12 protein-coding genes are annotated in these 16025 nt (G+C 50.0%); 5 read left to right on the top strand and 7 right to left on the bottom strand.

From position 1 onward, the window contains the following. Nucleotides 1-344 precede the first annotated feature (344 nt). Nucleotides 345-1595: a group II intron reverse transcriptase/maturase gene (gene ltrA, locus D9T21_RS04245; protein ID WP_241155627.1), complete on the top strand. Its 1251-nt coding sequence runs from the start codon at nt 345-347 to the stop codon at nt 1593-1595. A 224-nt stretch (nt 1596-1819) separates the two neighbouring features. Next, the gene (locus tag D9T21_RS04250; protein WP_123323877.1) at nt 1820-2725 is read left to right on the top strand and encodes a PEP-CTERM sorting domain-containing protein; all 906 of its coding nucleotides are present in this window, start codon (nt 1820-1822) and stop codon (nt 2723-2725) included. A 38-nt stretch (nt 2726-2763) separates the two neighbouring features. Here D9T21_RS04250 and D9T21_RS04255 read toward each other — a convergent pair whose 3' ends face one another. Beyond that, nucleotides 2764-3633, bottom strand: a complete 870-nt coding sequence (locus D9T21_RS04255) for a LysR substrate-binding domain-containing protein (protein WP_123323878.1) — start codon at nt 3631-3633, stop codon at nt 2764-2766. A 154-nt stretch (nt 3634-3787) separates the two neighbouring features. Here D9T21_RS04255 and D9T21_RS04260 point away from each other — a divergent pair, with 154 nt between their 5' ends. Then, on the top strand, nt 3788-4984 hold the full coding sequence (locus D9T21_RS04260; RefSeq protein WP_123323879.1) for an MFS transporter: 1197 nt from the start codon (nt 3788-3790) through the stop codon (nt 4982-4984). Between the two features lie 24 nt (nt 4985-5008). On the opposite strand, the gene D9T21_RS04265 is transcribed toward D9T21_RS04260, so the two are convergent. After that, nucleotides 5009-5722, bottom strand: a complete 714-nt coding sequence (locus tag D9T21_RS04265) for an HNH endonuclease family protein (RefSeq protein WP_123323880.1) — start codon at nt 5720-5722, stop codon at nt 5009-5011. Nucleotides 5723-6303: 581 nt separating this feature from the next. Here D9T21_RS04265 and D9T21_RS04270 point away from each other — a divergent pair. Both D9T21_RS04270 and D9T21_RS04275 read left to right on the top strand, forming a co-directional pair. Continuing rightward, nucleotides 6304-7947: a methyl-accepting chemotaxis protein gene (locus D9T21_RS04270; protein ID WP_123323881.1), complete on the top strand. Its 1644-nt coding sequence runs from the start codon at nt 6304-6306 to the stop codon at nt 7945-7947. A gap of 68 nt (nt 7948-8015) precedes the next feature. After that, nucleotides 8016-9323, top strand: coding sequence for an alginate export family protein (locus D9T21_RS04275; protein ID WP_123323882.1), 1308 nt, complete (start codon nt 8016-8018; stop codon nt 9321-9323). Here the strand turns inward: D9T21_RS04275 and nhaC are convergent. The 5 genes from nhaC to D9T21_RS04300 form a co-directional block, all read right to left on the bottom strand. Further along, nucleotides 9320-10765 (bottom strand): Na+/H+ antiporter NhaC, encoded by a 1446-nt coding sequence (gene nhaC, locus D9T21_RS04280; RefSeq protein WP_123323883.1) that lies wholly within the window; start codon nt 10763-10765, stop codon nt 9320-9322. The genes D9T21_RS04275 and nhaC overlap by 4 nt on opposite strands. Further along, a complete protein-coding gene (locus tag D9T21_RS04285; RefSeq protein WP_123323884.1) occupies nt 10758-11927 on the bottom strand; it encodes a trans-sulfuration enzyme family protein in 1170 nt (389 codons plus the stop codon). The genes nhaC and D9T21_RS04285 overlap by 8 nt, the downstream gene beginning before the upstream one ends. Nucleotides 11928-12069: 142 nt before the next feature. After that, nucleotides 12070-13938 (bottom strand): DUF885 domain-containing protein, encoded by a 1869-nt coding sequence (locus tag D9T21_RS04290; RefSeq protein ID WP_123323885.1) that lies wholly within the window; start codon nt 13936-13938, stop codon nt 12070-12072. 88 nt (nt 13939-14026) lie between these two features. Continuing rightward, nucleotides 14027-15202 carry a pyridoxal phosphate-dependent aminotransferase gene (locus tag D9T21_RS04295; RefSeq protein WP_123323886.1) on the bottom strand — a complete coding sequence of 392 codons (1176 nt, stop codon included), beginning with the start codon at nt 15200-15202 and terminating at the stop codon, nt 14027-14029. A 17-nt stretch (nt 15203-15219) separates the two neighbouring features. Beyond that, entirely contained in the window at nt 15220-15651 is a 432-nt protein-coding gene (locus D9T21_RS04300; RefSeq protein ID WP_241155620.1) for a hypothetical protein, read from the bottom strand. Nucleotides 15652-16025: the final 374 nt, after the last annotated feature.

A 16025-nucleotide genomic window follows, 5' to 3' on the forward strand; every position in this document is an offset into this window, starting at 1 on the left:
ACGTAGAGCCGACAGGCATAAGCAGGAAGGTCGCGCGAATTACCCCGGGAGGTCTGATGTTTTGCCTCTGATTTTTTTAGTGTGCTACTGACATCGAGAGATGTTGGGATGGGATATCAGAAGTCAGCCGAGGCCGTAGTAGTGATATTAAACCGATAGCATGAAGGGCTGAACATAATTAACCGTGATTAGGACACTGTTACTCGATGTCGATTAATGATGCACAAGCGCAGAATACCGCGGCCAGTGAGTGCGAAGACGGGCGGAACCTGTCGGGATACGCCACGGGTGCTGAAATTGACACGGCGGTCAGTGGGCGAACGAAAGCGGAACCATCGGTGACGATGGAAGCAGTGACAGACCGAGCCAATATGATGTTGGCCTATCAGCGGGTGGTGGAGAATAAAGGCGCTGCGGGTGTAGATAACCTGAGCACGCTGGATTTAAAACCCTGGTTGAAACAGCATTGGCAAGGTGTGAAGGTCTCACTGACAGAGGGCAGCTATCTACCGCGGGCCATCCGTAAAGTGGACATCCCGAAACCGAATGGCGACGTCAGGACGTTAGGCGTGCCAACGGTGGTAGACAGACTCATCCAGCAAGCGATAGCACAACGGCTAAGTCCGTTGGTGGAACCGCACTTCTCTCAGTCCAGCTACGGATTCAGACCAAACCGCAATGCATGGCAAGCCGTGCAACAAGCACAGCAATACATACGTAGCGGAAAGCGATGGGTTGTAGACATGGATTTGGAGAAGTTCTTCGACCGGGTAGACCATGACATCTTAATGTCGAAACTGGCGCACCTGATAGAAGATAAACGGCTGTTGAAACTCATCCGCCGCTTCCTTGAAGTGGAAATGATGGCCAATGGCCAGCGGGTAACGCGGGACAGAGGCATGCCGCAAGGCGGCCCACTATCACCATTGCTATCAAACATCCTGCTGGATAGCTTAGACAAGGAATTAGAGCAACGAGGTCATAGCTTCTGCCGCTATGCTGATGACTGCAATATTTACGTGAGCAGTCAGAAAGCAGGCGAGAGCTTACTGGCCGATATCACCGACTTCCTGTCTAACGAACTGAAGCAGCAAGTCAATGCCGACAAAAGCGCGGTAGCCCGGCCGTCGGAACGCAAGTTCCTAGGCTATAGCTTTACCCGGCACAAAGAGAGCCGGGTGAAAATCGCCGTGCAAAGTGTAAATCGCTTCAAGGATAAAATCCGCGAAATGACCACAGGGCATTGCTCGCGCTCAGTCAGTGACACGATAAACGCATTAGCACCCGTGCTTCGGGGTTGGATAAGCTACTTCCGCCTGACAAAAGTCAAAGGCGTGCTGGAGGAACTGGACGGTTGGATACGACGAAAACTCCGCTGTTTGCTATGGCGGCAATGGAAACGCGTATACACCCGGGTCAGAAACTTAATGAAGGCAGGCATTGACGAGAATCGGGCATGGTGGTCATCGACCAACCAACGAGGCGCATGGTGGAATGCGGGGGCTAGCCACATGAACCAAGCCTTCAGGAAAGGGTGGTTCGATAAAATGGGGCTGGTGTCACTGCTGGATTGTCACCGACAGTTCCAGTGTTAATATGAACCGCCGTGGTACGGAACCGTATGCCCGGTGGTGTGAGAGGACGGGAGTTGTAAAACTCCCTCCTACTCGATCGGCGTTGGAAAGTTTTACTTAACGGGACTCGCGGGCGTGCCCCTGCCGGTAACCGTGAGTTGCGCTCGCTCTGCTTTTTAGTCTCCAATACGACGGGGTTGGTGTTTCCTGTTAAGGACGGGAAAAGTCAAATATAAGGTCTTAACTTGCTTGGTTTTTACTGTCTGAAAATTGAACAATGGATAAGTTTTTCAATAAGTTATTGTGTTATTATTGGCGTTTTGCGAGACTGGATGTTTAATTCATCATTTACTAATAATAAGGATGTTGTTCAGATGTTTAAGCCGTTGCTGGTTTCCTTATCAGTTGTGGTTGCGACCATACCCGCAATTGCCTCCGCTTCCTACTTAAATTACACAAAAGATGCAGGAACAAACATTATCACAGATGGCTCAGGTCTTGAGTGGATGACTCTTTCTCAAACCAATGTGATGTCGGTAGAAGAAGCTCTTAACTCTTATGCTGAAGATGGGTGGTTTGTTGCATCATCGCAGGAAGTGGACCAACTATACGATGATTTCTTTGGTGAGTTTGACTGGACTGGAGATCGCGGTACTTATGTGTCGCAATACGCCAGTTCTTCACTGACTTCTATTACTAATGAAAGTGTTGATCATTTCTTCGGACTTTTCGGTAAAACAGCTCTGGATGATTACTGCTACGATTTTGTAGGTAGTCTTTACACCTGTGAAATTGAAGGCGAACGATACCCACAAAGTCGCACCAATTTTTTCTTTTCCTCCACAGAGTTAAATGTGTCTGACGATACATTTTATTGGACCTTTAACTCTGCGCGGGTGGTTAGTGAATACGGCCAGGTCAGAACCCATGGTTTAAATGGAAGGATCATTCCTGCCAACGTTGCTATCGACACACGTAATCCGGGTCGTTTTACCTCGAAGAGTGATGGTTATGCTATCGCGCTCACTCGCTCAGTCCCGGATGGCAGTGAAAATAACCAAAATGATGCATCCGAGGTGCCTGCCCCCGGTGCGTTATCTTTATTCGGCCTGGGATTGATAGCAATGATGCTGCGCCGAAAGAAGCTGTAAGCTCAGCTAAAATGGCGCTCCGCTTGGTGCGCCTATGCCTACTGGTGAGCCACGCCCAGCGGATTAAACAGCGGGCTGTCACGTACAATTTGTTCCAGTCGTTTGGTTGCTTCATTGACTTTTTTACCTGTGAATAAAGCAACTTCGGTTTCCGGCAACGGCGGCAACTCCTCATTCAATATCACCAGATCATCCTCCATGGTGTGCAGTGGAATAATACCAATGCCGACACCGGCCCGCACTGCGGCTAATACGCCAGCCCGGCTCTGACTGGTAAAGGCAATCCGGTAGCTAATACCAGCCTCTTCTAAAACCCGTCTGGCATACTGGCGGTGATAGCAGCCTTCATCGAACACCGCTAAGGGTAATACCGGTGAGCCGAGCAGGTGGTGGTCCCGTGAGCCTACCCATACCAGCGAGTCGCGGCGTAAGCGGGTGCCTCCGGTTGAGTCGGCCATCATTTCGACTAAAGCAATATCCAGTTGACCTTTGTCTAATTTTCGTAACAGCGTGTCCGGGCTGTGGTCGCAGAATACTTCTAACTGCGCCTCCGGGTAGCTCAGAATAAACTCCTGCAATAATGGCGATAACGTGCGACTGGCGTATTGATCGTGACTACCGAGGCGCACGGTACCGTCGATATCCATGTTCTGGAACGAACCGACAATCTGATCGTGCAGGTTCAGCAATTGCCTTGCGTGGTTAGTCAGCTGTATGCCTGCCGGCGTTAATCGAACCCCATGCTGACCGCGTTCCATCAACGGGTTGGCTACCAATTCTTCCAGACGGTTGAGCTGCATACTTACCGTGGAGGGCGCTTTATGCAGTAGTCGGGCAGCCTCTGTCAGGTTAAGTGTCTCGGCCACCACCAAAAACGTGCGCAGTAAATTGATTGGCAAATCTCGCATAACCTTAGGCCTTTATCAGAATTCAGAAATACTGAACGTAGATTTGAATATTTATCGATTTACCGAATAAAGGCAAGCGATTACATTTCGTCCAAATCGTAATTTTCATTTCAATGTTGTTTCAGGTTATCGCAAATAGTTAAGGAGTCAGGCAATGAGGATGGCCATCACCTTTGGGTCCAATCAAATTATCAGTCTCGGTTTTGGGTTATTTTTGTTTGCCGCGATGGTGCCGATGATGCAGCAGGATATTGCTATTAGCCATTGGTATCTGGCGACCATCGGCGCAGCTACACAATTGGCATATCTTGGCGGCGCAATGTTGCTGGGGCTATTCGGGCATAAGCTCAACTCTGCCCGGCTGTTACTTTGGTGCGGTGTGATGACCTCTTTGTTACTGTTTGCCATGGCCATTATTCAATCGCCGCTGGCTATGCTGATTGTGTTGGTCTTAATGGCGGCCAGTGCGGCCGTAAGCTGGGGCGGCATTGTTGAGTTAGTCAGCTGTTTTGGTCAACCACAGTACCGCGCAACCAGTTTATCAACCGCTGCCAGTGGCACAGCCTGGGGCTATAGCATTAATGGCCTGATCATTCTGGCTATTGTGCCGCTGGCCGGATGGCAGGGCGGCTGGGTGGCCGCAGCAATCATGGGACTGGTAACGGTAGGCGCTACGGCTTTTATGCTGCGTCGTCTGTGCTGCGTAGCATCGCAGGTGGAGATAGAAGCGCCGCCCTCGATGCCCGCTAAACAATTATTCCGCACTATTTTTAAAGAGCGAATTGCTTTTGTTTGCAGCCTGATGACGTTCCTGGTGGGTTTCGCCACCATGCCGTTTTCAACCTGGCTGAATACGTATCTGGCCGAGCTTTCTTTGCCTGCTGAATTAGGCGGCTATACCTGGTCTTTAATTGGCTTATCAGGCATGGCTGCTGGCTTTTTGGTGGGTAAACTGGCCGATAGCAAAGGCTCAAGTATGGCGTTGCTATTTACTACCTCCGTGTTTGCTATCGGAATTATCGCCTTTCTGCTGGACCCGGCTACCTTTGTGTTACTGGCCGGGTTTAGTTATGGCCTGATGTATTTTCCTATCTGGGGCGTACTGGCCGGCTGGTTGAGTAAGCACTATGGCTCAAAGGCGACCATGCAAATTAACGGTATCGGCATGGTGACCTTTGGTCTTGGCGGAGCATTGGGCAATATGATCGCAGGTGGTTTGTATGAAGCGAGCGGTAGCCTGGCCGATTTATTTGCATTGATCGCCTTTACCAGTGTGTTGCTCACCTTATTGGCTTTGTATATCTTCCGGCTTGAACGTCAGGTTTCGCGGCCTGTTATTGGCGCGGTGTGAGTAACCTATCCTCTGTGCCTGGGTTCACCCCGGGCGTGAGCAGCTTGAAAGCTGTCTCGACAGTACACGGTTCTCGCGGGTAGTAAATGCCAGCTGGTATTTTTGCGTCACTACCTGAAATCGCTGCAGGTACTGACAGCGATAACTCTGATTGGCGGGCATCCATTCAGTGGGGCCTTTAGCCCCCTTAGAACGGTTGGCCGAAAGGCTCACGGCAATAACGTTCAGCGTATCGTTGGCAAAGGCAGCTCTGATGCGTTCAGGCCATTTATCGGCGCCATGCTCGTAGGCCCATTTGAGCGGCACGATGTGGTCGATATCAAGATCATCATCATCGGTAAAGGTATTGTCAGTGTAAGGGTCGTACCAGCGTCCGCTGGTAACCTGACATCCTGCGCCGTCGGCAAAGGCAACGGGCACTTCTGATTGGCGGATAAGTGTCTCGGCCCGGGTGTCACGGCAATTACCATCCTCATCCAGCCAGTGAGGGAACAGGTCCCTGTCGTAGCCATCGGTAATGGTGGCTTGTGAGTTAGTGGCATATCCGGAATAGGCTTTGCCACCGGCCGCCAGGCAATTTCGCATAGTAGCGTACGCGGTAAATTTTCGGGTGCGTTCGTACCACTGACTGTTTTTGTCGTGACACAACCCCGACTCTGAACGTTTAATTACCTCAGCAGCAAAGGCTGTACTAAACGGCAGGCTGACCAGCCAAAGTAAAACAACAAACTTAGTCATGAAAAAGAGATACTTCACTCAATACTACTTCATTGCGGCTAATGTAAATTTACGTGGAGTTGGATTCAAGTATAAAACGTAGGTTTGGCAGGAGTTCAGTTAAAGCGGTCACATAGCACTGATTGCAGGCTCACTTAGCTGGACGGCCTGAGGAAGTAATTAACCTTATGTTTAGCAGGGCTTTTTAATTCAAAGATAGCAACTTGTTTAGGTATGAAAAACTAAAATAGCCCTAATATCCACGAGCCAGTCAGGCTGAGTCAAACTCAATACGTATACAGATCAGCAAGTTTTCTTTTCCCTGCCGAAATCCACATACTCCCAAATAAATAAGCGCTTTAAGCCGTTTTGTCGACTTCTTAGTACGCCATCTTTTCTTATACTAAAGGCTGAATTGTCCGAGTTGTGTGCAATTTTTCGTTGACAATTTGCCAATAAAACTCATAATTCGCGCAGATGTGCATATTGTGACAAATGTGACATTAGGCGCTCGGGTGTGAAGTTACACTGTTTTTTTGCAAAAAAAAAATAATGTGCCACGCTTTGAGCAAGTATAGCGTTTGTGTAGTTTGAGGCGGCCCATGATTGATTTCAGCCAGTTCTCCATTAGAAGTAAGTTTGCTTTCCCTCTCGTCGTCGTAACAGCATTATTGTGTGTTGTTGCGGTTATTTCCGTTTTTTCTCTTAGTAAGCTGAGTGACGATTCTGAGCAAATAGCCAAGCGTTATCTGAATGCTGTCAGCCTTACTCTCAATGCCGACAGGGATTTGTATCAGGCGCAAACGGCTTTGCAGGACGCCATTATTCGGGCCGGTATGCGTGGCCAGGCCATCGATGCTGAAATTACAGACTTCAAAGATAACGCTCAACAAGCCCTCGACCGTATGAACCAAGCGCGCAGTATTGTGCAGGGGGAAGCGGCAAATGTGGGCAGTAGCACTAAATTCAAGAGCGATTATGACAACTGGTTAAGAGATGCCAACGAAGTTGTATCGCTGGTGTCAGCAGGTGATATTGACGGTGCCAATGCGCTGCGCTCAGCCAGTTTAATAGTTAATTTTGAGCAGGTCAGAAGTCATTACGATACCTTTGGTGAGGCAATGAAAAATGCAGCCGATGAGCTTGCTGCGGACATGCAGTCATCCTCACAAAGCAATCAGTTTATGCTGCTGTTAGTGCTGGTTATTGTGCTAATTGTAAGCGCGTTATCTATTATGTATGGCCCCCGTCTGGTGACTGATCGCCTCAATACGCTGATTGATGTGATGCGCGACATAAGCCAGGGCGATGGTGATTTACGCAGCCGTTTAGATAGCAGTGGCAAAGATGAACTGGCAACCCTGGCAAAGACTTTTAACCGTTTCATGGAAAACCTGCAGGAGCTGATCGTAATGATCCAGCAGGATACTGAAAACCTGAAGGGTGCCGCAGCAAATCTAAATGATGCCTCTAATACCGTGAAGTCTGCGTCTCACCAGCAGAATGATAACCTCGACCAAATCGCGACTGCCGTTAACGAGCTAAGCCATGTCGTGGCAGATACAGCCAGCAACAGCCAGGGCGCTATGGAGAAAGTAAAGGTCGCCTCAGAAATCAGTACGTCGTCAAGACAAGTGGTTAATGACTCGGTCAAAAATGTGTCTAATCTTTCAGACTCTATTAGTAACGCTAACGATGTTATTTCAAGCCTGGCCAAAGAGTCCCAAAACATAATCGCCGTGCTGGATGTTATCCGTGGTATCGCAGAGCAAACCAACCTGCTGGCACTGAATGCTGCCATAGAGGCCGCGCGCGCTGGTGAGCAGGGAAGAGGGTTTGCCGTGGTGGCCGATGAGGTCAGAACCCTGGCGAGTCGCACCCAGCAATCAACAGAAAATATCAACGAAATGCTTGGTCGCCTGGAGCACAGCGTGAATGATGCAGTGAATGCAATTGAGCGCGGTGCCAGTGAAGTCGACTCTGTGGTAGCTGTTTCAGAGCAGCTGGCGCGGGCTTTTGATCAGGTAAACGAAGCGGTGAATGATGCTAACGAAACCATTTACCAGATAGCGGCAGCCACTGAAGAACAAAGCCAGGTGGTAACCGATATCAATACCAATGTCACCAACCTCAATACCCTGGGTCAGCAAAATCTCAAAACCATTGAGAATACCGGGAATATTGCAGGCAGTGTTAACGGCACCGTCCAGCAACTGGGGCAAAAAGTCAGTCGTTTTAAAACGTGATGTAACTGACGCCAATCCACATAAAACCAACGTTAAAAATTCCCAGGTGAGAGAAACCGGAGACACCTATGAAATCACTGTATGTAAAATTCGCCAGTATGCTCAGCGTGGCCTGTGCTGCTTCCCTCATGTCACCACTGGTGTTGGCCGAATCGCTTACTTTTGATGTGTCAGGACAGTGGGCCTTACGCTATGAAAATATCACTAACCCGTTATTTCCAACCACCGACGATCGGTTTAATCAGCACAATCAGCGCCTGTCCTCAAAGCTACAGGTGAAAACAGTAATGACATGGTCGCAGTTTGAACTACTCGGCGAATTAGCTGATTCCCGTGTGTATCTGGATAATGATGATCCCACTCTTGGTCGTTCGCAGGTCAACACGCTGGAGCCTGTACAGTTTAACTTCTCATGGCTGGGTAACAGTCAGAATAATGGTGGTCTGAACATGCAGAAGCTCAGCGTTGGCCGGTTTATTCTTGATTTTGGTAGTCGCCGGGTTATTTCCAGCGGGTATTTTAGAAATGCCATGAACACCTTCGATGGGGTAGTCAGTGAATGGCAATGGAACGACTGGAACGTTAACGCTGTTTATTTACTGCCGGTGACCCGCTTACCCGGCGATGCGGCAAGTATCGATGCTAATGAGCGAGGCTTTGATAAGTCGTATTCAGAACGGGCTATGTATGGTGTGTATGCCAGTTCTGCCGATAAAACCTGGCAACTGCAAACTTACTGGTTTGACGAAGAAGATGGTCCGGACCTGAATACTGCCAACCGTGAATTCCTAACGGTGAGTGCGCACTATACCTTACCTAAAGACACCAAATGGCGTGCGGATGCAGAGGTTATCGTGCAGTCTGGTACCCGTCATCAGTCTACCTCGCCCAGTGATGTTACCGAAATCGACCACCAGGCGTGGTTATTCCATGGTGCGTTTGGTCAGATGGTTACCGATACCACTTCTCTGCAGGCTATTGTCGACCTGATAAGTGGTGATAACGACAGCAGTGACGGAAAAAATACCAACTTTGACGCACTTTACGGTGTGCGCCGCTTTGACTTTGGCCCCACCGAAGTGTACCGCACCATGCCACGGCGCAACCTGGTATCACTGGGTCTTAAAATGGTGAGTAAATTTACCAAGAAAGATAACCTGCTGATCCGCTATTTAAATTTAAGTTACCAGAAAACCCCGGTGGGTGGTGAAAGTGACATAGGTAATCAGATTGAGTTTCGCTGGCGTCACCAGTTGTTGCCTAAGTTCCGACTTGAGTTTGGTGGTGCCTACATGGCTAAAGGCGATGCGTTTGCCCAGGGCGATTATCCGGACGATACCGTTTACGGTTATACCGCCTTTTTACTGAAATTCTAGGGCAGGTGTTTTATCGCTGCCGAGCGTGGCAATAGCCCGGCCCACAGTAATGAGAATACCGGGCCGCCCAGGCAAAACAATGCCCAGGGTAAATAATCCACGGTCGCCACTCCCAGTGTGGCGGCCATAAATAAGCCGGAAACCGTCCAGGGCAATACCGGATCCATCAGGGTCACAGAATCTTCAATACTGCGGGATAAATTAACCGGTGCCAGCTTTCTGGCCCGATACCCGGGCTGATACAGGTTACCGATAATTAAGCTGGTCACGCCGCCGTGACTGGTCAGTGACAGTAAAGTAATGCCGCTTACCATAGTGCTTAACACCAAACTAAAAATACCTTTCACCCGCCGGAGCATCGCCTGAATTAATACATTCAGCGCGCCGCTGGCCTGCATGGTTCCGGCGAGTAAGAATGCGGCAATAATGACCACCAGTGTGCCTACCATGGAATACAATCCGCCACGCTCAACCAGTTGCAGAAAGGCTTCATTAGCCATTGCCTCACTGCGCAGTTGCGCAGGTAACATTTCAAGACTAAAGCCATTCAGGTAGGCGTTAACCGCATCCTCTAACCCAAAGGGTTGAACCATTACTGTAAGCACCAAAGCCAGCAGGGTGGAGTAAGTAATGCCGATGACGGGTGGCCATTTTTTAACAATCGCATAAATCACCAGGGCCGGGGGCAACAATTGCCACCACGCCGGGGTGAAAGCGGCTTCGATGAGTTGTTGCATTGCTGCCGTTGCTAACAACGCGTTGCTCTGATCGACCGTGCTTGCGGCCGGGACCAGCATAAACACTATTAGAGCAATCAAAAAAGAAGGCAAGGCTGTGTATACCATGTGGCCGATGTGCTGATATAAGTCGGCTTTGGCCGCAATCGCAGAAATATTGGTTGAATCCGATAAGGGCGACATTTTGTCACCGAAGCAGGCGCCGGAAATCACTGCACCGGCGGTAACCGGTAAAGAGGCCCCCATCACGGTGGCCAGGCCCATTAAAGCAACGCCGATTGTGCCGGCCGAAGCCCATGACGAGCCGGTAAATATGCTCATGATAGCAGCGGCCAGAAAAGCCGAAATATACAGGTAATCCGGATCAATAAGGTGGATGCCGGTCCATACAAAAAACGGGATGGTGCCGCACAGCATCCAGCTACCGATTAAGCCGCCAATGGACAGCAGGATAAGCACTACCGGAAAAACATCTCCAAATTTGGCTACGGCGGCCTGCTCCATTAACTGCCAGCTAATGCCCCGGCTAAAACCTATCAGCCCGGCAACCACCGCGGCCAGTAATATTGCTACCACTACCAGCGTGCCGCCGAGTTCGGTAAACAAAGCGCCACCGGCGAAAACCGTTAACAGCACCACCAGCGGCAGCGCCGCTAACCAAAGCGGCAATGGCTCATTAGGTGAGGCTGACACGGGTTCAGACATGCTGAAAAGCTTGTTCCAGATCGGCTATCAGCGTTTGCGCGGCTTCAAGCCCAACAGACAAACGAATAAGCCCTTGTGGCAGATTCATAGCGGCCAGCTGTTCGGCATTTTCCGGGCGCTGTAATGAGATGGCCAGACTTTCAAACCCGCCCCAGCTAACACCAAGGCGAAAGTGACTCAGGGCATTTAAAAAGCGGGTTACGTTATCGTATGCCGGGTTCTTCAGAGTAAAGCTGATCAGGCCATTGTAGCCGGCCAGCGGGTTGGTCTCGGCTGGCGGCGAATCTTCTTGCCAGGCCGGGTGATAGATCCGCGCTACTTTAGGGTGGTCCTGCAGAAACTCACCAATGGCCAGGGCGCTGGCCTCCTGTTGCTGTAGCCGCACACTCAGGGTACGCAGTCCTCTTTCTATTAACCACGCATCCATGGGGCCTATTGCAGCGCCATTGAGCAAAAAGGTTCGGTAAAAAATCTGTTTAAGCAATGCGTGGCGGGTAATTATCGCACCGGCAATCACATCACTGTGGCCGCCAATGTATTTGGTTAAGGAGTGGGCCACAATGTCGACGCCCATGGTAATGGGCTTCTGGAGCAGCGGCGTTGCCCAGGTGTTGTCGATACCGGTCAGAATGCCGTGTTCGTGGGCAATGGCCACTACCCTGGTAATATCAATGCGCTTAAAAGTCATGGTCGCCGGACTTTCAAACCAGATAAGCCGGGTTTCTGGCCGGATAGCTGCTTGTAGTTGCTCCAGATCGCCTGAGGTCAGGTAAGTAAACGTTACGCCAAACCGCGCGAGTTGCTCAGCGAGCTGAATGGTAGGGCTGTAGACCTGGTTGACAAATATGATGTGGTCGCCCTGATTTACCAACCCGGTAATCGCCGCACTAATAGCGCCCATACCAGAAGCAAACAGTTTGCATGCCTCGCCACGCTCAAGGGCTGCAAGTTTCTTTTCCACACTGGTCATTGTTGGATTTCGCCCACGCGTATAAACCGGTGTGCTGTATTCATTGGCCAGCGCGGCACAGAGGTTCTCAAACTTACTGTAAGAGAACAGTGAAGTCTGGTGAATGGGTTGTGTTACTGGTTGGATATCTGTTTGGGAGACAAAAGCTTCCGGCCCACAACAAATATCGAGATCCTGCTGTGAAATTTTCATGTCGTTGTATTTTTGAATATTTTATACCACCTTACCTGCAATTGCTGGTGGCGTACAAGCTTGTGGTCTTAATATTCTGCTGATTAAGCGACATCATCAAATAAGCCGGCGAATATGCCGGCTTTGTTACAGCAATGATTAACTAAGCCGCTTTTTCCTCAGCAATCCAATTGTCTACCATGCGTTCCAAAATGGTCAGGGGCACAGCGCCACTGCCAAGGATCACATCGTGGAAGGCGCGAATATCAAACTGTTCACCCAGTTCGGTTTCGGCCTTCTCTCGTAGCTCAAGAATTTTCAGCATTCCGATTTTGTAGGAAGTGGCCTGACCCGGCCACACAAAATAGCGCTGAACTTCGGTTTTTATCGCGCCATCAGAAATGGGCGAGTTATCTCTGAAGAACTGATTAGCCTGTTCTTCTGTCCAGCCTTTGGCATGGATACCGGTGTCTACCACCAAACGGATTGCGCGCCACATTTCAGAAACTAAGCGACCAAAGTCAGACATCGGATTCTGGTAGCCACCCATTTCCTTTGCCACCAGCTCAGCATACAACGCCCAGCCTTCAACATAACTGTTAAAGAACGACGTGGTTCTGAATTTAGGTACACCTTCCAGTTCCTGAGCAATGGATATTTGCATATGGTGGCCGGGGTTGCCTTCGTGGTAGGCGATTGCCTCCATTTCGTTCTTAGGCATGGTGGTCATGTCTATCAGGTGAGCATAGTACACACCCGGTGTGCTGCCATCCGGCGAACCGGCAAAGTAATGCTGCGGAGCGCCAGCCTGCTCACGATAAGGTTCTACCCGCTTTACAACTAAATCGGCTTTGGGCAGGATGCCGAAGAATTCCGGTAATTTATCGGCTATGTTATCCAGAAAGGCGGTTGCGTCATCGAGGTAAGCCTGGCGTCCCTCGTCGGTGTTCGGATAATAAAAACGTTCATCGGTGTTATCCGATTTTATGTAGGCAAAGAACTCTTTTAAGGTGCCGTCGAAGCCTTCTGCCTGCTTAATTTTTTCCATCTCAGCCAGAATGCGGTCTACTTCGTTCAAACCAATCTGATGAATTTCATCGGCGGTTAAATCGGTAGTGGTACGTAAGGCCAGCGCAGAGTTGTAATAAGCTTCGCCCTGCGGCAGTGCAGATGCGCCTGTTGCTTCACGAGAAATGTTCGGCAGGTCATTTTCGAACCAGCTAATCAGCTTGCCATAAGCTGGCATGACTTTATCGAGCAGTGCGGTCTCGGCTTCCTCAATATAGGTCGCAGCCTGTTCGGCTGTGATCTCGCCGCTTTCCTCAAGCGCTGCCACCTTGGTTTTTACGTCTGCCAGCAATGAAGAATCCTGGTCACTGTCGGGGTCAAAAGGTTTGCCTGAGATAATCGCTTTGCTTTGTTTGATAACGCCTTCGTAAGCAAAGTACGGCGCTTTAACGCCCTCGTCTGCATTGATGGCAACCCGGCTGGTTAATTGTTCAACCGCCCGGCCAACGCCTTCCAGTCTGGAAATATAGGCTTCCATGTCCGAGGTTTCGGCGACTTTATGATAATTGATCAGCAGAGTTGGCAGCATGGACTGCATGCCATTCATTTGCGTGAGTACGTAATTACGGCGGCGAAATTCAGCCTGCTTTTTGGCCTGTTCAAACTGAAACATCCAGATGTCGTAGGATATTTTAGTGTCTTCATCTAACTTGCTGTAATCAAAATTGGCTTTGAGTTCGTCAACGGTGGCCGCCATCCATTGCAGACGTTTATCCTGGCCTTGTTCCGACATGTCATCAATCTGGTCGTAGAGATCCTTGCGGCCAAGGCGGGTCATCATCAGCGGAGAAAACTGCAGTTGTTGCTCGTATTTTTCTTCAAACCAGGCATTCAACCGCTCGGATTCGCTAAGCTGGGCGCTTTCGGCTGTGGTGGCAGGTTGTGACGCAGTACTGGTTTGTGGTGCTTCGGAACAGGCGGTCAGCGCAAGCGCCACCGCACTGAGTAAAAAGAGTCGTTTCATGGTGTAAGCCCCTGGATAGTGGTCAATTATAATTGCTTTCGGTACCAGTAGACCCTGATGCGGGGCTTATTTCAATCACTTCTGTTGTTCAGCGTTGTGTCAATTTGTCGGTAAATGCTTTGATCCTCGCCAGACCTTCATGCAACAGCGCTTCCGACGTGGCATAAGACAGCCTGACAAACTGGTCGCCACCGACAACACCAAAATCATTGCCGGGTGTCATGGCCACATGAGCCTCACTGAGTAAGCGGTCACAGAACTCCATGGCAGACATGCCTGTCTGGCTAACGTCAATATAAACATAAAACGCGCCGTCGGGCTCAACCGGAACCTTGAGGCCCGCGTCAGCCAGGCCTTGCAGAACGATTTTGCGCCGTGACAGTAAGGACTGCCGCCGTTGCTCACAAAGCGCGAGGGTGGGTGGTGTAAAGCAGGCTAAAGCCGCAAGCTGGGCCGGTGTGGAGGGGCAAATATATAAGTTTTGCGCCAGTCGCTCGATAACCGCCACCATGTCGTCCGGTACAATCATCCAGCCTAACCGCCAACCGGTCATGCCAAAGTATTTTGAAAAGCTGTTGATAATAATCGCATCGTTATCAAACGACAGCGCTGATTGCGGCGGGCCGTTGGTATCGTCACTCAGGTTTAGGTAGATTTCATCGATTATCCGCCACGCGCCGCGGGCTTTGGCAAACTCGCACATTTTGGCAAGGTCGTCAGCAGATACCGCTGTACCGGTGGGATTGGATGGTGTGGCAACCATCAGCGCCCGGGTTGTCTCCTGCCAATGCTGTGCTACCAGTGCAGGCGTTAACTGGAATCGGTCGGCAGCAGCAGTTGGGACCAGATTAACCTTGCCGCCGAAGGTGGTAACAAACTGGCGGTTACAAGGGTAGGAGGGATCGCCCACCATCACTTCATCACCCGGATTAACCAGTGCGGCACATACCAGTAACAGCGCCGCTGACGCACCGGCGGTTACCACTACCCGTCGCGGGTCGATCTCCAGTCCGTGCATGGTCTGGTAAAAGCCTGCAATGGCCTGGCGTAGACGGAAGTCGCCCAGTGCCCCGGTGTAGGGTAACTGATTCTCTGCAACGGCTTGTTGCATGGCTTGCTGAACCGCTGGCGGTGCGCCAAAGTCAGGCTCGCCAATGTTTAAACGAATAACGTTGTGCCCGGCGTGCTCAAGCGCCGTGGCTTTTTCGCCGAAGGCCATCGCATAGAATGGAGTGATGGCCATGGCGCGGTCAGAATACTGCATGAAACTCTCTATTTGTTTTAGTGTAACCAGCCTGCGCGAACACCGCGCTGGCTGATTAGTACCAGTAATAACGCGATGGAAGTTACGATAACAGGCATTACTACAATGCCCCAGCCCATGATGCTGATGGCATCAATGACCACAAAATTATAATACTGCTGCACAATTACCCCGGCGAGGGAGATCACCAACACAGGGAAAGCGAGCTTTTTGCCCAGAGCCAGTAAGATACTGCCTGTTAAGCCGCCAAAAACGGCCAGGGCGTAAGCGCTGTAAGACCACACTGGGATGTCCCGATAGACTGCCTGTTGCGTCTCAGGAAGCTGAGCAATCATCTCCGGCGTCATCATGAGTTGACTGAAAAATGCCGCTACGCCAATACCATTCCAAAGCACCATCAGCCAGGCAAACACCTTAAGGCCGGTTGACATCCGTTTTGTGCTGCTCATTTTGACCCCCTTAAACGAATTCGGTAACAATTATCAGTATTACTATACGTGAATTTTGTGTGATAGATAACGGATTATACCTTCTTATACTTTTGTCTAAAGTGGTGCAATTGGTCAGCTTTTCATCACAAAAAATGTGCAGCATCGATTATTACTCAGGAATAGATTGTTAAGTAATTGTATTAAAGATACTGTATACGATATCTTTTATGTAGACTGTCGGTTGCTGCTGGTAATTTATCCCAAAACAGCCGTCGAATCAGTGAATTGGTACAGGGATTGAAACGCTTGTGTGAATACCGCCTACGGAAAGGCGCAGAATAACAACACGGTCTCGAATTCAAACTCCCTGAAACAAGACTGAGAAAATAACG

This window comes from Marisediminitalea oceani, assembly GCF_003731635.1.
GTDB lineage: Bacteria > Pseudomonadota > Gammaproteobacteria > Enterobacterales > Alteromonadaceae > Alteromonas > Alteromonas oceani.